This is a genomic window from Fibrobacter sp. UWB10, from assembly GCF_900182935.1.
Classification (GTDB): Bacteria; Fibrobacterota; Fibrobacteria; order Fibrobacterales; family Fibrobacteraceae; genus Fibrobacter; species Fibrobacter succinogenes_O.
Window position 1 is genome coordinate 91,785 of record NZ_FXUE01000002.1, and the last position, 17,662, is coordinate 109,446.

16 protein-coding genes are annotated in these 17,662 nt (G+C 50.7%); 3 read left to right on the forward strand and 13 right to left on the reverse strand.

Translation table 11 applies throughout. The annotated features are described in order from the left end of the window. The first annotated feature begins 36 nt into the window (after window positions 1–36). On the forward strand, window positions 37–2,751 hold the full coding sequence (locus QOL41_RS04985) for a fibro-slime domain-containing protein (protein WP_173653439.1): 2,715 nt from the start codon (window positions 37–39) through the stop codon (window positions 2,749–2,751). A 97-nt stretch (window positions 2,752–2,848) separates the two neighbouring features. On the opposite strand, the gene QOL41_RS04990 is transcribed toward QOL41_RS04985, so the two are convergent. From QOL41_RS04990 to QOL41_RS05040, 11 genes are all read right to left on the reverse strand, one after another. After that, window positions 2,849–4,105, reverse strand: a complete 1,257-nt coding sequence (locus tag QOL41_RS04990; protein WP_283428873.1) for a MiaB/RimO family radical SAM methylthiotransferase — start codon at window positions 4,103–4,105, stop codon at window positions 2,849–2,851. A gap of 4 nt (window positions 4,106–4,109) precedes the next feature. Continuing rightward, window positions 4,110–5,663 (reverse strand): SpoIID/LytB domain-containing protein, encoded by a 1,554-nt coding sequence (locus QOL41_RS04995; protein ID WP_283428874.1) that lies wholly within the window; start codon window positions 5,661–5,663, stop codon window positions 4,110–4,112. A 93-nt stretch (window positions 5,664–5,756) separates the two neighbouring features. Continuing rightward, a complete protein-coding gene (gene def / locus QOL41_RS05000; RefSeq protein ID WP_173653436.1) occupies window positions 5,757–6,296 on the reverse strand; it encodes a peptide deformylase in 540 nt (179 codons plus the stop codon). 3 nt (window positions 6,297–6,299) lie between these two features. Then, window positions 6,300–6,680, reverse strand: coding sequence for a preprotein translocase subunit YajC (gene yajC / locus QOL41_RS05005; protein ID WP_173653435.1), 381 nt, complete (start codon window positions 6,678–6,680; stop codon window positions 6,300–6,302). Window positions 6,681–6,770: 90 nt separating this feature from the next. Beyond that, window positions 6,771–7,712 (reverse strand): cyclic nucleotide-binding domain-containing protein, encoded by a 942-nt coding sequence (locus tag QOL41_RS05010; protein WP_283428875.1) that lies wholly within the window; start codon window positions 7,710–7,712, stop codon window positions 6,771–6,773. Continuing rightward, window positions 7,709–8,626, reverse strand: a complete 918-nt coding sequence (locus tag QOL41_RS05015; RefSeq protein WP_173653433.1) for a cyclic nucleotide-binding domain-containing protein — start codon at window positions 8,624–8,626, stop codon at window positions 7,709–7,711. The genes QOL41_RS05010 and QOL41_RS05015 overlap by 4 nt, the downstream gene beginning before the upstream one ends. A 21-nt stretch (window positions 8,627–8,647) precedes the next feature. Continuing rightward, window positions 8,648–8,995 carry a 50S ribosomal protein L19 gene (rplS, locus tag QOL41_RS05020; protein WP_072978956.1) on the reverse strand — a complete coding sequence of 116 codons (348 nt, stop codon included), beginning with the start codon at window positions 8,993–8,995 and terminating at the stop codon, window positions 8,648–8,650. Between the two features lie 15 nt (window positions 8,996–9,010). Further along, window positions 9,011–9,715: a tRNA (guanosine(37)-N1)-methyltransferase TrmD gene (gene trmD / locus QOL41_RS05025; RefSeq protein ID WP_173653432.1), complete on the reverse strand. Its 705-nt coding sequence runs from the start codon at window positions 9,713–9,715 to the stop codon at window positions 9,011–9,013. Continuing rightward, complete coding sequence (gene rimM / locus QOL41_RS05030) at window positions 9,712–10,269, reverse strand: ribosome maturation factor RimM (protein ID WP_173653458.1); 558 nt, start codon at window positions 10,267–10,269, stop codon at window positions 9,712–9,714. Before rimM ends, trmD begins: the two co-directional genes overlap by 4 nt. A 113-nt stretch (window positions 10,270–10,382) precedes the next feature. After that, on the reverse strand, window positions 10,383–10,823 hold the full coding sequence (gene rpsP, locus QOL41_RS05035; RefSeq protein ID WP_173653431.1) for a 30S ribosomal protein S16: 441 nt from the start codon (window positions 10,821–10,823) through the stop codon (window positions 10,383–10,385). A 219-nt stretch (window positions 10,824–11,042) separates the two neighbouring features. Next, window positions 11,043–12,509, reverse strand: a complete 1,467-nt coding sequence (locus QOL41_RS05040; protein WP_283428876.1) for an amidophosphoribosyltransferase — start codon at window positions 12,507–12,509, stop codon at window positions 11,043–11,045. Window positions 12,510–12,851: 342 nt separating this feature from the next. Here QOL41_RS05040 and QOL41_RS05045 point away from each other — a divergent pair, with 342 nt between their 5' ends. Then, a complete protein-coding gene (locus QOL41_RS05045) occupies window positions 12,852–14,180 on the forward strand; it encodes a GGDEF domain-containing protein (RefSeq protein WP_283428877.1) in 1,329 nt (442 codons plus the stop codon). A gap of 44 nt (window positions 14,181–14,224) precedes the next feature. Next, window positions 14,225–15,709, forward strand: coding sequence for a DUF1846 domain-containing protein (locus QOL41_RS05050; protein WP_283428878.1), 1,485 nt, complete (start codon window positions 14,225–14,227; stop codon window positions 15,707–15,709). Window positions 15,710–15,878: 169 nt separating this feature from the next. Here the strand turns inward: QOL41_RS05050 and QOL41_RS05055 are convergent, their stop codons facing one another. Together QOL41_RS05055 and dapA are read right to left on the reverse strand one after the other, a co-directional pair. Continuing rightward, window positions 15,879–16,574 (reverse strand): hypothetical protein, encoded by a 696-nt coding sequence (locus QOL41_RS05055; protein WP_283428879.1) that lies wholly within the window; start codon window positions 16,572–16,574, stop codon window positions 15,879–15,881. Between the two features lie 18 nt (window positions 16,575–16,592). Beyond that, window positions 16,593–17,549 (reverse strand): 4-hydroxy-tetrahydrodipicolinate synthase, encoded by a 957-nt coding sequence (gene dapA / locus QOL41_RS05060; RefSeq protein ID WP_173653426.1) that lies wholly within the window; start codon window positions 17,547–17,549, stop codon window positions 16,593–16,595. Window positions 17,550–17,662 lie beyond the last annotated feature (113 nt).

The following is a 17,662-nucleotide window of genomic DNA, read 5'->3' on the forward strand; positions in this document are numbered from 1 at the left end:
GCACTTAGTGCGACTATCTGTGGACTTGTTGGGGCTATGTCCTCTCAGGCTGAGGTGGCTGATAACCAGAGAGAATTGGATATCATTATTCGAGACTTTCCGGTAACACATCCGGACTTTGAAAATTTCCAGGAAGAAGCGCATAATAGTATTTATAACGGTGGCAAAAAGAGTGGCGGAAGGACTATTGGTAGGTATCCGGATACTTGGCATGTCTCGTATACGTCTAATGCGGAATGGTCCACTCGTCGTAGTAATGACGCTCTTTTCGGCTGCGGTAACACGCAGACTCCTGAACTTGGTATTGCGGTTGGTGTGAATGGCTATCCGCATGATTTGATGTCTACATCTGGTGCTTTTTCGACAATGCCTGACTACGTGCTGGCTTTGGTCGATAATTCCGGTTATGCTTGGTATGGCGAATTCAAGGATTGCCAATACGATGCTAAATTGAACCCGCTTGGCCTTAAGGTGATGCGCGGCTTGGTGACCGATCTTTGTTCCGATGCTTCTGGCACGTGGTCCGCAAACTTGGCTGACGACAAAAAGACTTGCTCGGGTACAAAGGTTTGTAAGACCCACTCTTGGTCCCAGATTGTCTATACGACTCCGGGCATGGTGGAACAGAAATTGTATTTCCCGCCTGACCTCACTGACTGTGACGCAAACAATAACTGCGCCCTTGATATTTATGAGCCGGTGATTACAAGAGCTAGATTTGCTTGCGACAACCAGTATTTCGAACAGTGGTATACTGATGTTGAGGGCATGAACAAGCGTACGAACACGACTTTGATCCTGGACCAGGATGCTACTGAACCGGCATATTTTGAAATTGATAAGAACTGGAACAATGGTGGCTATTTCCCGCTCGATAGCATTACGGAAGATGGCAAGTTCCAGTGGGTTTCTCAAAAGCCGTTGTTCCCGAACCAGTATGGCCCTCAGAGCCTTTCGATTTTCTGCCCGCCCTATGCATACCAGTGGGCTGACACCCAGACTGACTTTATGGGTGAAAATACCGAGTCTCTTTGTAATGCATGGTTAGGTGCAGGTGGTCCTAGAAGCGAAAATGCTGCCATTGATGCAGCTCTTGGAGTAGCGGGCAAGCCGAACAACATTGGTCTTCGCCATTTGCGCAACTACGGCTTTACCATGATGGGTGTTGCCAAGTTCAAGTACAAGAAGGGCCAGCACGAAGTCTTTAAGTTCACCGGTGACGATGACATGTGGATCTTTGTGGATGGCGTGTTGGTGGTTGACTTGGGTGGTACTCACCTTGCTGCTGCAGGTACGGCCGATATGGACTACCTGGCTGCAAACATGCATGGCTGCCGTCAGGGCGATCCGATGCAAGACTCCTGTGCAGCAAAGCTTGGTCCTGATGGTACCTGGCTGCACGATTCTTGGCACTATTTGCACTTCTTCTATGCGGACCGTCAGTCTGATGGTTCTAACCTGCGTATCCGTAGCTCGCTTTCTGAACTGGCTCCGTCCCGTTACGGTCAGCCGGCTGTGAGCAAGGTGCTTGCAAAGCTTGACTCTGCAGGTAACCAGACCGTGACCATGTACTTGAACACCACTCTGGATCAAGCAACCATTGCAAATATTGCCACGAATGGAACTACTCAACCGCCAATTCTTGTGATGCGTTCTGTGACGGATCCTGCGACTGGTATCAAGAAAACCGAGGTTTACGGCTATTACGTTACAAGCATCGAAGAAATTGCTAGTCAGGGCGCTTCTGGTGTGCAGTACAACTTTACAGGTGTCCTGAAGGATATCAACGGCAATATCGTTGAAAACCAGATTATTGTGGGTGGCGATAAGGTTGCGTTCAACTTCCCGTATGACCAGGATGCTGTGAATAGTGATGAATACAAACAGCAAAAGGCTGATTATGCCGCTTATGGTATCGATGAAGCTACATGGAAAGTTATGCTTCAATGGAACCTGGCTGTAAAGTACAAGGTGACCTCTTCTTCGGGTAAGTCTGTGGTCGGTTTCCCGGATACTCCGGAAGATTGGTCTGATGTGATCTTCAAGGCTCCGACTCAGGGTTCTCCGTTCGTGATGGACTCTGCAATTACCCGTCCGGACTTTACCACTCAGGCAACCATTCTTACCAATATTGCTGAAAGTCATGATGGCGAATTGCCGAAGAACTACACGGCTGACCTGTTGTTCACCTCTGTGCCGAGTGGCGTGGGTAAGAACAATAACCCGCTCGCATTGACTAACGAAGAAAAGAAGGCCTTCTCGCAGTCTACTCCGGAAGGTGGCTCTAACCCCTATACAACGCCTTATGTGGGTGGCCAGCAGTCTGTAACTTCGATGTGCTATTCGAATGGTACGGAAAGTTGCTTCAGCGTGTCTTATCCGGTGATGGGCCCGTTCCGCATTAACGTGCGCGTGTTCGACCACTTGGGCCACTTTGTGAGCCAGTACCAGGAAACCATGGACGAAGCTAAGTTACATGCCGCTTTGGGCCAGGGCAAGGTTGAACCGGGTTGCGGTGATGCATTGCTTTATGGCGAAACGGGTGCCGGTTTGATTACCATTAAGATGTATCCGGTGTCTCAGTCTGGTAGAGAAGTGGGAACTGGTCCTTACATTTATCAGGTGACCTTCGTTCAGGAAGCCTACACGGCTTGCATTAAGGAAGGCGCATCTGCTTGGCCGCATACACTTTACTACTCTCGTACGTTTGAAACCTACAGACGTGGTTACAAGCGCGCATCGACCAAGTAATTTGGAAATCGCTTAAAAGAATTTTCCCGCGGGTTTTAAAACCGGCGGGATTTTTTTATAGATAACGAAAGAATGGCTTTCTTAGGGCCCGATTAGGTTAATCGATAATGTTGCCAATGAGGGCGAAGGGTTCGGCGGCAGCGATGCTGACGGTGAATCGTTCGCCCGGCTGTAGCGGTTTTTCGCTGGTGATAGCTACCGGGCGGTAGGCGGCGTTTCGGGCGATGTAGGTGCCCTTGCGGTAGCCGGGCTTTTCGATAACCACGGTTTCGGTGGTGCTTACCCAACGGGCGTTATTTTCAGTCGCGATGCGTTGGAAGGCTTCGGCAAGGGCGGCAGAACGAAAGTGCTTGACTTCGTCGGGAACGGCGCCGGCCATGTTGTAGGCGGGCGTGTTCGGGCGCGTCACAAAGCGCGTGATGTTGCAAACTGTCGGACGCGTCTTTTCGAGAATGTTGAGCGTATCCTGAAAATCTTGTTCGGTTTCGCCCGGGAATCCGACAATCAAGTCGGTGCTGAGCGTGAATAGCGGGAACTTGTTGAACGCTTCGGCAAGCATCACGTAGTCGTCTGCAGAATGCTTGCGGTTCATTGCCTTGAGAATGTTTTCGCTTCCGCTTTGCACGGGCAGGTGAATGAATTTGTAGACGCGGTCGTCTTCAAAACATTTTAAGAGATCGTCCAGATACTGCATCATGTGGCGTGGGTTACCCATGCCAAGGCGCATCTTGTAATTGCCCGGGACTTCAGCCAGAATCTGTTGAACGAGTTCAGCGAGGTTGGTGCCGGTGTCGAATCCGTAGCAACCGCAGTCTTGGCCTGTCAACTGGATTTCAACGCATCCGTCGCTTACGAGGCTTTTTACTTGTTGCACGATGTCTGCGGCAGGGTAGCTATGCAAACGCCCTTTCACGAGCCTTGTAGAGCAATATGCGCATGCATCCAGACAACCTTCTTCGATGTTGACTATCCCCACCAGCGGTGATTCTCGCAGGGGGGTCCCACGAGGGGCCGCCGACCCGAGCTCCTTTAGGCTAGTGAATACGACCTTATCGGAAATCTTGGCGGCTTCTTCTCTAAAGTCTTTCGGGGCGCAGCCCGTAATGAATATCTTGGCGTCGGGGGCAGCGCTTAATGCTTCGCGCAACAACTTAAGTGCGCCGGCATTCCCTTTCACGGTGCAGACGTTCAGCACGAATGCTGCGGGCTTCTCAGACGTTTTCGATTCGGGCATTCCGAAGACAACGTGGTATTCGCTTGCAAATGCCCTTGCAATTTTTTCGCCATCGCCAAAGTTGGCTGCGCAACCTTGGCTAATTACAGCGAGTAGCGGCTTTTCGTTGGAGTAATCCACGCGCTTACCGCTCGAATTTTTCCAGAGTGATTCCCTGGTAGTAATGACTCAAGATTTCTTGATAGCTTTGCCCGGCCTGCGCACGAGCCCGCACTCCCATTTGGCACATGCCCACGCCGTGCCCAAATCCGGTGCCGGTAAGCAACCATTCCTTACCTTCTTTTTTCACGGTAAAGAAAGAGGAGGGGAGTATGGTTCCCGCCTTCTTGAACAGCCAGCGGGTGCGATCGGTTTGCACGTCGAAATGTCCCCTGTCTGTTTCGACGCGGAGTGTCAAAATGCGTCCGCTCTTGAGATTGTCTTTAATCTTGATGGATTTGACTTTCTTGAAGTCTTTTCCGTCTGCAGTACTGAATGTCGCCTTCGCTTCGGTGGCGTTTGTCTTGAACAACTTTGCGATTTCTTTGTCGGCGAAGCGGCGTTCCCACTTAGTATAGCTGGATTCATCGCACCAGGGCTTTCCATTCGGGCGCTTGTCCGGAACAGACTTTAAGTACGGAAGGTCTGCGCGGTTCCAAGTGGCAAGCGTTTCAGTGACGCCGCCGCAAGTGGAATGGTAGTAGGCGATAATGAATTCGCCACCGTAAGTCATCACGACACCTGCGGTAGCCTTGACGGCTGCATCGGTCAACGGTGTTGCCGATTCCAGGCCCTTATAGACCTGGTCCTTGGTGTCGGCGTAAACGTCAAAGCCCATGGATTCGCGGCTGTTAAAATGTTTGTATGCGTAAGTGCGGGCGGCAACGGCTTGTGCCTTTAAAGCTTCGATACGGCTGGAATCGAGCTTGCCAATTTCGTAGGGAATTACACCGCGCAAGTAGTCTTCGACATCGACCGAATTGATGGCGTCGAGCTTGCCGTTTGTGGTGCGGAACATGACGCTGCCGGGGTAGCATGCCCTGCCGAGACTCTTTTTATCGGGGGCGACGGCGAGGCATCCGCCGTCTTCGCTGTTGAATTCGTGTGCGATGTCTTCGGTGGAATTGCCGTCGGCTTCGAAGCGGACCATGTTACCGCGTGGAGTGACGCGTACGGTTTCGCCTTGGTAATTGATGTAGAGTTCTTTGACTCCCGTGAAAATCCCTACACGAAGCGGACGGTTCAAGTCCTCGGGAATCTGCATGTCTTCAAATCGGACGGTATCATTTGTTGCAGAGCTTGTTACGGTCGTTGCCGCGGGTTTTGCTGGAGTAGCGGGCTTTGCCGGAACGGCAGGTGCTTCGGGCATGGGCGGCAAGTAACTGTCTGCAATGTCCTTGGCAGACTTGTTCTTTACGGGTAGCGGTTTATTTTGCTTCGCTTGCTGAACAGGTTCTTTTGCCTTCGGACTTTCTGTCTTGACGTTTGCTTTTTTTGAAGATGCGGTGTCCGCTGTATTTTCGGTTCCGGTAGTAGTTTCTTCAATAGGGACGAAATTTACAGGCCCTTCAGGAATATCTTCGGCGGTCGCCGGCACTTCCGTACTTTGCACATCGTCGGGCAAGTCGAAGTCATCGTCTGCAAAAGCAAACGAAATCCCGAAAGTAAGTGCAAAGAACAGTGGAAGTTTAAAGGACATTACTTGTGTAATTATACAAATTATTCTTTGACAAAAAAGGAGATGCCCGCTCGATGGCGGGCATGACATTGCTCAAAGTGCTTTGGACCAGCCTTAGCGCTTCTTTAGTTTCGCCTGAGTATCCTTTGCCATTTTACGCAGCTTGGACTGGTTCATGGTGCGGTCGGCAGTCGAAATCTTGTCTACGAACAAATCGCCGTTCAGGTGGTCCGTTTCGTGCTGAATGCAGCGGCCAAAGAGTCCGTCGCAGTCATGCAGTTCTTGCGGTTCGCCATTGATGTCAAAGAAACGCACGCACACCTTGTCGGGACGCATCACGTTGCAGAAGATATCCGGCACAGAAAGGCAACCTTCGTCGTACGGCACCACCTTTGCATCGGGTTCGGCTTCCCATTCGGGGTTGAACATAATGTAGGGGCGCGGTTCTTCTTCACCGGGAATAGCGGTGTCGATTACGACCAAGCGAATGTTCTTGCCAATTTGCGGGGCGGCAAGGCCGCAACCCGGCGCCTCGTACATGGTTTCGAGCATGTCCTTGGCGAGCTGGCGCAGTTCAGGCGTAATCTCGGTAATGGGTTCGCACTTTTTGCGAAGCACCGGGTCGCCGTAAGTTCTAATTTCGAGAAGAGCCATGGATTACTTCTTTTCTTCGGTCTTTGCTGCGGTCGCAGTTTCAGCGTTCAGAACGCGGAGAATTGCGGACTTTTCAAAATCGATGATGGTGGTGGAACCCGTACGCACAGAAATCGTGGTGCCGGTTTCATCGATGTTGGTAACAGTGCCGATAATGCCAGCGGTGGTGATCACCTTGTCACCCTTCTTGAGGGCCTTGCGCATTTCTTCCATCTTCTTCATTTCCTTGTTCTTCGGACGGATGAAGAAAAGCCACATCACCACGAACAAGAGAATGAGCGGCAAGAAGCTGCTGATGGCGCTCGGCTGCTGTTCAGCTTCGGCTGCTTCCTGAGCGAAGGCGGCAATGGAGGAAAGGGTCACGAGAAGTGCAGAAAGTTTCATAATTTTACCTGCTAGGGGTTAATTGATTTTACGGGGGTAAAGATAGAAAAAATGCTGACGCTGACCTTCGTCAGCGTGACTCAAGAGAGGTCAAACGAGCTTCTTGTCGAGCAGCGGGTAAATGCGGTTGAGTTCCATCAAGTCAAGGATGGTATCAAAATCCCCGAAAAACGACGGAATCTCGGTGATTTCGGGGAGTGAACTGGTGTCCGCAATTTTTATAGATGCGTTCAACAGCTTGCGTTCCAAGAGCGGGAGCATGGTGCGCGTGGTAAGCGTGGCGCCAAACATGGCGCGCTTGCCGACTTTCAGGAGCGAATCGGTTGATACGGTAAAGGTGCCGTTCTTGAGCGGTTCCTTGCTTTGCTGCACGGTCTTGATGACGGCGTTCAGTACCATCTGTTCGGTCATCGAAAGAATCTGCGGCGGCATCTTCTTGTAGCGGGCGCGGTAACGAATCGATTCGTACAGCAGGTGTACCACGTTCGCGTTCTTCACATGAATCTGCGGCCCCTGAATCTTCAAGATTTCCAGGTCTTCCAGAATCTTCAACAAGTCTTCGATGTTGTCTTTCGAAAGGTTGAAAAGATTCTCGACGCCGTCTATGACTTCGGCGAGAGAAACGTCGGCTTCTTCGTTAACCTTGGTGCGAACCGAAAGCGAATCCAGAATGTAGAGCAGGCTAGGCAACGCCTTAATCTTGTCGCTTTTGCGCTTGTTGTCGCCAGCAATCTGCAGGCGGCCCGTCAAGAACGTAATGATGGACTTGAACCAGGTGGGTTCCTGCTCCAGAGTTTCGTCTAAGTTGTCGGGCGTGATTTCAATCAGTTCAGAATCTTCGGTTGCCGTAACCGTTTCGGAGCAGGGCTCTTTTTTAAGGAGCGAAAGTTCACCAATCAGAACGCCCGGGCCGTAAGTGTTCACTTCGCTGTTGCGGGAATTGGTGCCTTGCAGTTCGCCGTCGCGAATCACGTAAAGCTTTTCGCTCGGGGCGCCTTCGCGGAACAGTACTTGTCCTTCTTCAAGAATCATAGTACCCCCCGAATGTTGGTTTCGTAGCGCAAGGCTTTCAAGTAATAATGCACTTGGAGCCTGTTAACGACAAAGTGGTCGCAGTCAGGATTGTTTGGCTCGGCTTTCACGAACCATTCCTTTTTTAACAAATTAATCCACTGCGAAACATCGGCGTCGCTAAACTTTTCGTGAATGAAAGTAATCCATTCTGGCCCGGTCTTGGGCTTGATCCCTTCGCTTGCCGAAAGGAATACAAGAATCTTTTTCTGCACGATGTTTAATTTGTACGGAGCGTATTCGACACCGCGTTCTTGGGCGCGCAGGTAGTCCGTAAAAATGTGCAAAAGTTCTGGGTCTGCAATTTTGCAGAAAATGCGACCGTCTTTTTGCGACAGTTTAATCAAGTGCCTGCGCAAAAGCGACTTCAAGTCTTCCTGTGCGGCGGCGGTCGAAATCTTTGTCAAAAAGCAGTATTCGCGAATCAGTTCAGCCAGGTTGAATTCGGTGTCCTTGGGCTTGTGGCTCAAGTATTCGGCAATACTCTTGAGCGAGTTCTGCACGCGGGTCTTGACGGTTGCGCGCTTGAGCTGATGCGTCTTTGCAGAAAGACTACGAATGAGGGCCAAGAGCCACAACGGAAGCCTTTTCAGTTCAGATTCCATGCACTCTTCGGTTACGAGTGTAATCTTGGAATCTTTGCTTGCCGAAAGTTCATACCTGAACGGTTCGCGTTCAAGCAGTGCCGCCACTCCGACCAGATCTCCCGGTCGCATAGTGAATACGACAGAATGCGGGGGCGTAACTTCGCGGGCAACGAGTTCTCCTTCTTCAAGGATAACGATGCTCCGGTATTCGCTCCCGGGTGAATAAACAACAAAACCCGCCTTCACGCTTTGGTGCGTGGGCGGGATTAATTGTTGACGCGAGGTCATGTTCCTCGAGTGTTAAGCTGATTAAGCCTGACGTTCGTCGATACGAGCAGCCTTACCGCGGAGGTCGCGCATGTAGTAGATGCGAGCCTGACGGACCTTACCCGGACGATCGAGAACGATGGAATCGATACGGGGGGAGTGGAGCGGGAAAATACGTTCCACGGCCACGCTGCCGCTCATCTTGCGGACGGTAAGAGTTGCAGAAATACCGGTGTTCTTCTTCTGGATCACAACACCCTTGAACGGCTGGATACGTTCCTTGGTGCCTTCGATCACCTTCACGTTCACGGTAACGGTGTCACCGGCGCGGAGTTCGGGAAGGTCGGTCTTCAAGTTTTCGTTGTGGATTGCTTCAATGTTCAGGGACATTTGTGTACCTCGTTTTTATTTGATGCCAAATTTAGTATCTTCTTCAAGATTTTTAAAGATGTCTGGGCGTCTTTCTTGCGTTCTTTTTAACGATTCTTGGCGCCTCCAGGCTTTAATGTTCGCGTGATGGCCCGAAAGGAGCACTTCGGGGACCTTTTTTCCTTCAAAAACTTCGGGTCGGGTATAGACCGGCCATCCCAGTACCCCCTGCGCAAAGGAATCGGTTTCGCCGGATTCCTTGTTGCCGAGAGCCCCGTCCAGGAGTCTCACTACGGCATCCGTCACGAGCATGGCAGGTAGTTCGCCTCCGCTCACAACAAAATCACCGATAGAAATTTCCAGGTCGACCTCGGACTGGCGGATGCGGTCGTCGATTCCCTTGTAGTGCCCGCAGACAAGTACCAGGTGGCTTTCCTTGGAAAGTTCCTTGGCCAGCTTGTGGGTAAAGGGAACGCCGTCTGCAGTCAGGTAGATGACTTTGCCGCCATCTTCCTTGACTCCCGTGCTGCGAATAGCGTTTGCGAGCGGTTCGGGCCTAAGGACCATTCCCGGTTCGCCGCCATAGGGCACGTCGTCCACCTGGCCGTAGTCGTTGATGGCAAAGTCGCGCAGGTAGACGGTATTGAATTCCATCAGTCCCTTGCTCTGGGCGCGACCCATGATCGATTGCTTCATGGGTGCAAACATCTCGGGAAAAATGGTGATGCAGTCGATCTTCACCTTTCCTCCGGGCACAGGCTCTTTAAGTAGTCTGCGCTAAAAATGATGCTGTTGCCATCTTCGTCCACGTCCAAGACACAGTCGTCTATCCAGGGGGCGAGGATTGTCTTTGCGGAAAATTCGCGTTGGAAGGCCGCGTCGAACTTGACGTGAAACGCGTTCACGGTAGGCAGCTCTTCGACTTCGAGCACTTCACCTACATCACGACCGTCTTCCAGTTTTGCGCGGAACCCAATCAGATCGTCCAGGTAATATTCACCTTCGGGGGCGGGGAGCCTCTCCGATTCGGGAATCATTACGTCTGCATTCACGAAGTGAGTCAGGGATTCCGGCGTGTCGTACCCCTTGAACTTTAATAACCACAGATTGTTTGCAAGCCTGGAATCTTCCAGAGTCAATTGGACCTGTTCACCATTGGTCTTCTTTAGCATCACGTCCTTGAGCTTCTCATGACGCGTAAGGTCGTGAGTGAGCGGCATCGCCTTGATGTATCCCTTGACGCCATGCGTGCGCATGAGCTGGCATACGGTGATGTATTCTTCGGACTCAGACATGAAAGACTTAGTGGGGTTTTGAATCAGCGGAAGGTGGTTACCTTGGTTCAAGCGGTTTTGCTAGATAAAAAAGCCCCGTGCTTTGAGGCACGAGGTTTCTTTTCAAGCGAAAATTATGCTTCGGCAGCGGGTGCTTCTGCAGGAGCTTCTGCGGCGGCAGCGGCTTCAGCAGCGGCGGCTTCCTTAGCGGCCTTTTCAGCTTCGATCTTGGCGAGAGCCTTAGGACCGAGCTTGGCCTTCTTGGCCTTTTCAGCACGCGGAGTAGCGGTCTTGCCTTCGATAGAACGGCCAGCGCGGATTTCGTGGAACAAGTCCATGATGCCGACCTTCTTGAGGAGGCTGCGAACGGTGTCAGACGGCTGTGCACCAGTCTGGAGCCACTTGAGGACCTTTTCCTGTTCGAACTTGATTTCCGGAGTCTTGGAATTCGGGTTGTAGAAACCCACCTGTTCGATAAAGCTATCGTCGCGAGCCTTGCGGGAATCAATCACCACGGCGCGGTAGATGGGGTTGTGACGCTTGCCGAAACGAGCGAGACGGATAACGGTTGCCATTTTAACCTCTTATTTGTTTATTTTCCCGTTTTTCAGGGAAAATGGGGTTTGTTTTATTGTTTTGGGCCAAAGATAGCAAAAAAACTCTTGTGTGTAAAGGACGGAATGTAAAATTTTTCCGTTCTTTACAGATAAATTAATTGAAATTTAAGGTTTTTTAAGCACGAAAAAAGCCCAAAAACGTCGTTTTTGGGCTAAAATCGGTGATTTTACTGCTTTTTATTCTTTGTCGCTGTCGTCGCTGTGACAGGGGCAGTGGTAGCAGTCACCCGTTTCGGCGTAGTCCTTACCGCTCCAGCAGTAAGTGCAGAGCTGGTCTTCGGGCAGGCCAATAGCGTGAATCACGTCGTCGATGCGCTGGAAAGCGAGAGTCGTGAGGTTCAACTTCTGGCGGATGTATTCGACCATGCCCTTGTAGGCTTCGCCATCCGGATTAGTGTACTTCTCGATATCGGCGTTTTCACCTTCCTGGTCGCGAATGTAGCGGCGGGTGATCAAGTCGTATTCGTTCTTGGAACGAGAGAAGTTGATGAACTTACAGGGGTAAACGAGCGGCGGGCATGCGATACGCATGTGCGTTTCTTTACAACCAAGTGAATAAAGCTTCAGAGCCTGCTTACCGAGCTGGGTACCACGCACAATGGAGTCGTCGCAGAACACCAGGCGGCGGTCCTTGATGAGTCCCGGAATCGGAATCAACTTCATGGATGCCACGCGTTCGCGCTGCTTCTGGTCTTGCGGCATAAAGGAACGGGCCCAAGTCGGAGTGTACTTCACGAACGGGCGGGCAAACTTGATGCCAGCTTCGTGAGCGTAGCCGAGGGCGTGAGATGTACCGGAGTCAGGAATACCGCAGGCGGCATCTGCTTCGGTGGGGGTGCGCTTTGCAAGGGCAGAACCGCAACGGTAGCGGGTCATTTCCACATTGCGGCCTTCGTAAGTCGAAGCCGGGTAGCCGTAGTAAACCCACAGGAATGAGCAGATAGCCATCTTCTTGCCCGGGGCAACGAGAGTCTTGTCGCCTTCCGGTGTGAGTTCGGCGATTTCGCCCGGACCCATGTCGCGGACATATTCAAAACCGAGGTTATGGAGGGCGCAGCTTTCTTGCAGGGCAATCATGGCGCCGTCTTTCTTGCCGAGCACGATCGGCGTACGGCCCCACTTGTCGCGGCTTGCGTAGAACTTGCCGTTTTCGTCCATCAAAAGAACGGAGCAGCTTCCCTTGATTTTTTCTTGAACGTACTTGAGACCATCGACAATGGAATCTTGCGTTGCAATCAGGGCGGACACCACTTCGGTCGGTCCGACCATTCCGCTAGTCGTGGAATACTGGAGCTGCATGCAGTTGTTCTTGAACAGCTCGTTCTTGATTTCTTCGATGTTGGTGATCAAGCCGACGGTCACGATAGCGAACGTGCCGAGCTTAGATGTCATCACGAGCGGCTGCGGGTCAGTATCCGAAATAACGCCGATACCAACGTTTCCGGCAAAAGAGGGCAAGTCATGTTCAAACTTGCTGCGGAACGGGGTGTTCTGGATATTGTGGATTGAACGATGGAAGTGTCCGTTAGCTTTGAGAACAGCCAAACCGCCACGGTGGGTTCCAAGGTGTGAATGGTAGTCGGTTCCGAAGAAGAGATCGCTTACGCAATCTTCTTTAGAAACAACACCGCAAAAGCCGCCCATAAATACTCCTTGAGTGATTGGGGAAAATTTGAATTCAAAGGTAGAAATTTTGTGCGACTTGTTAAGCCGTAAAAACATAAATATTACTTCCAATCTCAAAACCATCTTTAACTATTCATTCTACCTCCATATCCAATATTCATTATTCATTGTTCATTATTCATTACTCATCCCTCACTTCACACCCCACACCTCACATCCCTTCGGATACTGCGCATCTGTTTAGGTAATGGCGTTTCGGCCTCTTTCGGGATTATTTTTATAGGAAATCCGGAAAAATGTTTGATTTTTCTTAAAATTTTATTAATTTATAGAACGTAAAGTTTCTAAAACGGTTTGCCGATGGATTCGCTTTTGTCTATAGAAGATATTTCGATGGCTCTCTCGCTCGATTACGAGTGCGTGTTTTTTGTCGATATAGAAAGCGATAACTACGCCATGTTTGCGTTCAGCGGGAACCATAAAAACCTTGAATTGAACGAAACGAGTAATTTCTGGGCCGATACCCGCGTAAACTTGGAAACGGTTGTCTATGAAGATGACAAGACCTGGTTTGCTGAAAATATTGCTACTAAAGAAAAGCTTGTCGCTTCTGTACAGAACGGAAATACCTTTAGAGGAAAGTATCGCATTGTTGCGAATGGAACCCCGGTTTGGTATTCCATGAAGGTTGTTCGTGGGCAGGGTAAACAGCGCGATTATTTGATTATCGGTGTTACAAACATCGACAAACAGGAACGAGAAAGTCTGGCTCTTAAGCAGAAAGCTTCTAAAAGTGAACTGTACGGCCAGATCGTGATGGCGCTTGCTGAACGCTACGACGCCCTTTACATGGTGGATCTGGAAACAAACCATTATGTGCAATACAAGAGCGAACGTGTGTTCTGCGAACTGAGTATTGCCCTTGAAGGCGATGATTTCTTCAATCAGCTTAAAAAAGATGCTCTTAGCGTCATTTACAAAGATGATATCCCGTTGCTGACGGCTGCTTTGGAAAGAAGTGTCCTTTTGAAGGAACTGGATGATCATGGCGTGTTTACGTTTACCTATCGCCTGAATTCTCCTGATGGTCCTTTGTTTGTAAAAATGGTGGCCGTTTATTCCGATAAAAAGCATATCGTGATTAGCGTGACCAACATTGATTCTCAAATTCGCCGTGAACAGAAAATTAGGGAAGAGGCCAGCATTGCCTATGAAAAGGCTCGCCGTGACGGCTTGACGGGAATCAAGAACAAGACTGCTTATGGTGAATTTGAAGCCAAACTGAACCAGCAAATCCAGTCGGGCGAAGATGTTGTATTCGCCATTGCCATTTGCGATGTGAACGGTCTTAAGGATGTTAATGATACGCGCGGACATATCGTGGGTGACGAATATATCAAGGCGGCTAGCAGGCTTGTGTGCAACACGTTCAGACACAGTCCGGTGTTCCGTGTAGGTGGTGACGAATTTGTAGCGATTCTTCGTGGTGGAGATTTTGAAATCCGCGAAAAGTTGCAGAATGATTTTGCAGAAACTGTAAAACGGAATGCCCTTGATGGTCAAGTAGTTATGGCCTGTGGTATTTCTGTTTTTGACAAGACTTGCGACCATAGCGTTGCCGATGTCTTTAAAAAAGCCGATGCTTTAATGTATCAAAATAAGGTAAGCCTAAAGGGCGCTCGCAGATAAATCTTTTCTATCTTTGGAAAGTTAATTCTATAGATAGGCAAAAGATGTTTAAAGTTGGTTTTGATAACGCAGCGTACCTCAAGACGCAGTCCGAAAAAATTGCCGAACGCATTGCAAAGTTTGGCGGAAAACTTTATCTAGAATTTGGCGGAAAACTGTTCGATGACCATCACGCATCTCGCGTGTTGCCTGGCTTTGCGCCCGATAGTAAAATCCGCATGCTCGAAAAGCTCAAGGACAAGGCCGAGGTCATTATCGCCATTAATGCCGGCGATATCGAAAAGAACAAGGTTCGCGGCGACTTGGGCATTACCTACGATCAAGATGTCTTGCGCCTGATTGATGCCTTCCGCGGTTATGGTCTTTATGTGAGCTCCGTGGTGTTGACCCGCTGGCAGGAACAGCCGAGTGCCGTTGCCTACCAGAAAAAACTCGAAGGTTTAGGCCTCAAGGTTTATCGTCATTATCCGATTGCGGGTTACCCGAGCAACATTCCGCTGGTGGTGAGCGATGACGGTTACGGCAAGAATGAATTTGTTGAAACTTCTCGCGAACTTGTGGTGGTGACGGCTCCGGGCCCCGGAAGTGGAAAGATGGCTGTGTGCCTTTCGCAGATTTACCACGAAAACAAGCGTGGTGTAAAGGCTGGCTATGCCAAGTTTGAAACGTTCCCGATTTGGAACATTCCGCTTAAGCACCCGGTGAACCTCGCATACGAAGCCGCCACCGCCGACTTGAACGATGTGAACATGATTGACCCGTTCCACTTGGAAGCCTACGGACAGACGACCATCAATTACAATCGCGACGTGGAAATCTTCCCGGTGCTGAACGCCCTGTTTACCCGTATTCTCGGTGAATCTCCGTACAAGAGTCCGACCGATATGGGCGTGAACATGGCCGGCAATTGCATTGTTGATGACGATGCTGTTTGCGAAGCCGCTCGCCAGGAAATCATCCGTCGCTACTACAACACGCTTTGCGACGTGCGTAAGGGCAACGCCGACAAGGATCAAGTTTACAAGCAGGAACTGATTATGGAACAAGCCCAGATCAGTACTGCAAACCGCCCCGTGATTGCGGCTGCCGTCAAGAAGGCCGAAGAATCCGAAGGCCCGGCTGTAGCAATTCAGCTGAACGATGGCGCTATCATTACGGGTAAGACTTCGTCTTTGCTTGGCGCCTCTTCTGCAATGCTTTTGGATTCGCTGAAGCACTTGGCAGGTATCCCTGACGAGGTGCGTCTGCTTTCGCCCATGGTGATTGAACCGATTCAGAACCTGAAGACCAAACAGCTCGGCCACAAGAACCCGCGCCTGCACATGGACGAAGTCTTGGTCGCGCTCTCTGTTTGCGCCCTCACGGATTATAACGCCAAGATTGCTATGGAAAAACTCCCGGAACTTCGCCACTGCGAAGTGCATTCCAGCGTGATTCTGTCGCAGGTCGACGTGGGCGTGTTCCGCCGCTTGGGAGTAAATCTCACCACGGAACCTACTTATCAGACAAGTAAGCTGTACCATGGCTAATTTTATTGCCACACGGATTCGATATACGAAACTTAACAAAAAACTTTTGTTTTAGTTGAGTTAAGTTCTTTGGGCTAAAAGCTAACGCTTTTTCAAAGAAATACAAAAAAGTCGCGACGGTGTCGCGACTTTTTAGCTTGTATGCAATTACTTCGTTTGCTTTGAAGAATTACTTCTTCTTGGAAGCCTTCTTGCCACCCTTCGGAGGATGTACAGAAATCTTCTTCACGCTCTTGTCTTCGGCCTTGGCGAGTTCAGCTTCTTCGGCTTCGAAAATTGCCTGAGCCTGGCGGAGAGCGTCGGTCGGGTCGATTTCGATTGCTTCGGAGGCTTCGTCTACGAGTTCGGCGAAGTCATCGTACCAATCAGCGAAGATTTCCACTTCGAGGTGGTCGACACCCGGAACAGTGAGACGTGCGCCGCAGGCTTCACCCACGCGGTCGAGGTACTTGGCCATCTGCGGCTTGAGGAGCGTCAGGTCGAGACCGTCGAGGTCTTCGGGTTCGAAGTAAACGGCGTCGACATCGCTATCGTCGTCCTTAGACTTCTTGCTCTTCTTGTCTTCGCACTTGCCGCACTTGCACTGACCGTCGCAGCATTCTTCGTTGCCGTACAGGGCCATGTATTCTTCGTCGTCCATGCCGCTGTCGTAGTAGAATTCGTCTTCTTCGAGGTACAGGGTTTCAACAAAGATTCCCTTTGCGCCGAGCGTCTTGGCTGCGGCAATGAATTCCTTGAGGTCACCGCCGAAGTAGCGGGTGGTTTCCATGTCTTCGTTCAGGGTCTGAACGGGAATGGGGGAGAGCTTCTGCTTCTTGAGGTAGTCGCAGATTTCGTCACTGATGGATTTCTGAGTCTTTGCCATGTGAATCTCCTGGTAAAATTAAACGTGGTACTTCTTGAGGCTCGGGGCCTTTTCGTCGATAAGCTTCATGATGCGGGCAACAGCGTCGGCACCGTTAGCAGTGTCCTTCACGCTTACGAGCGGCTGGAACAGCGGGCTGTTGAACAGCGTGCCCAGCGGAATCGGGTTCTTGCGGCAGAACGTGATGTCGACAAAGTCGCGTGCAGCCTTCTGAAGGTTGTGAGCTGTGTCCTTGTCACCGGCCTGGAATGCCTTGTAGAGATCGACAAAGGTCTTCGTTGCTTCAGGAATGTTGCCCGAAGCGCTGATGAGGCCCGTGCCGCCCATTTCGAGCAAGTCTGCGAAGAGACCGTCTTCACCGCTCATCACGGCGAAGTCCTTGCCCTTCGTTTCCTTGATCACGCGCATCGTGTCTTCGTGGAACTTTTCGCCAAAGCCGAATTCGACAGCCTGCTTCAGACCGATGATGTTCTTGTCTTCGGCAAGTTCAATCAAGGTGTCGGGGTGCACGTAGCTAGAGGTACGGCCCGGAACGTTGTAAATCACGATCTTGGCACCCGTTTCGCTGCTGAGCGTACGGTAGTGCTTCAGGAGGCCTTCCTGCGGCGGGTTGTTGTAATAGCCAGTCACGCAGAGAACTGCCACCGGGGCAATCTTCTGAACGTTTTCAATCATTTCGATAGATTCGCGAGTGCAGTTGGAACCGGCACCGGCAATCACGGGCACGCGGCCGTCCACATAGTCGAGCGTAAACTTGATGATATCCAGGTGCTGCTGCGGAGAAACCGTCGCACTCTGACCCGTGGTCACGGCAGGGAGCACGCCACTTGCACCGTTAGCAATCACGTCATCAATCATCTGACCCATCTTCTTGTAGTCGATGGAGTTGCGAAGGTTCTTGGGATCGTCGTTCTTGAGCGGAGTGAACAACGCGGGGAAAACACCAGTAAGTTGAGAAGCGTTAGTAATCTGCATAGTGGCCTAAATATAGTATTAGAACGTAGAGCTTAGAACTTAGAACTTAGAAAATACACCCTGATTGTTGCTTGCGATGCGGTCTTTTACATTTTGCGTCAAAGGAAACTATT

Excerpts from the sequence above, each read along its gene's own strand:
- QOL41_RS04985 (WP_173653439.1), top strand. The coding sequence starts at position 37 with ATGTCCTCTCAGGCTGAGGTGGCTGATAACCAGAGAGAATTGGATATC.
- QOL41_RS04995 (WP_283428874.1), bottom strand. The coding sequence starts at position 5,663 with ATGTCCTTTAAACTTCCACTGTTCTTTGCACTTACTTTCGGGATTTCG.
- def (WP_173653436.1), bottom strand. The coding sequence starts at position 6,296 with ATGGCTCTTCTCGAAATTAGAACTTACGGCGACCCGGTGCTTCGCAAA.
- yajC (WP_173653435.1), bottom strand. The coding sequence starts at position 6,680 with ATGAAACTTTCTGCACTTCTCGTGACCCTTTCCTCCATTGCCGCCTTC.
- QOL41_RS05010 (WP_283428875.1), bottom strand. The coding sequence starts at position 7,712 with ATGATTCTTGAAGAAGGACAAGTACTGTTCCGCGAAGGCGCCCCGAGC.
- QOL41_RS05015 (WP_173653433.1), bottom strand. The coding sequence starts at position 8,626 with ATGACCTCGCGTCAACAATTAATCCCGCCCACGCACCAAAGCGTGAAG.
- rplS (WP_072978956.1), bottom strand. The coding sequence starts at position 8,995 with ATGTCCCTGAACATTGAAGCAATCCACAACGAAAACTTGAAGACCGAC.
- rimM (WP_173653458.1), bottom strand. The coding sequence starts at position 10,269 with ATGTCTGAGTCCGAAGAATACATCACCGTATGCCAGCTCATGCGCACG.
- rpsP (WP_173653431.1), bottom strand. The coding sequence starts at position 10,823 with ATGGCAACCGTTATCCGTCTCGCTCGTTTCGGCAAGCGTCACAACCCC.
- QOL41_RS05040 (WP_283428876.1), bottom strand. The coding sequence starts at position 12,509 with ATGGGCGGCTTTTGCGGTGTTGTTTCTAAAGAAGATTGCGTAAGCGAT.
- QOL41_RS05045 (WP_283428877.1), top strand. The coding sequence starts at position 12,852 with ATGGATTCGCTTTTGTCTATAGAAGATATTTCGATGGCTCTCTCGCTC.
- QOL41_RS05050 (WP_283428878.1), top strand. The coding sequence starts at position 14,225 with ATGTTTAAAGTTGGTTTTGATAACGCAGCGTACCTCAAGACGCAGTCC.
- QOL41_RS05055 (WP_283428879.1), bottom strand. The coding sequence starts at position 16,574 with ATGGCAAAGACTCAGAAATCCATCAGTGACGAAATCTGCGACTACCTC.
- dapA (WP_173653426.1), bottom strand. The coding sequence starts at position 17,549 with ATGCAGATTACTAACGCTTCTCAACTTACTGGTGTTTTCCCCGCGTTG.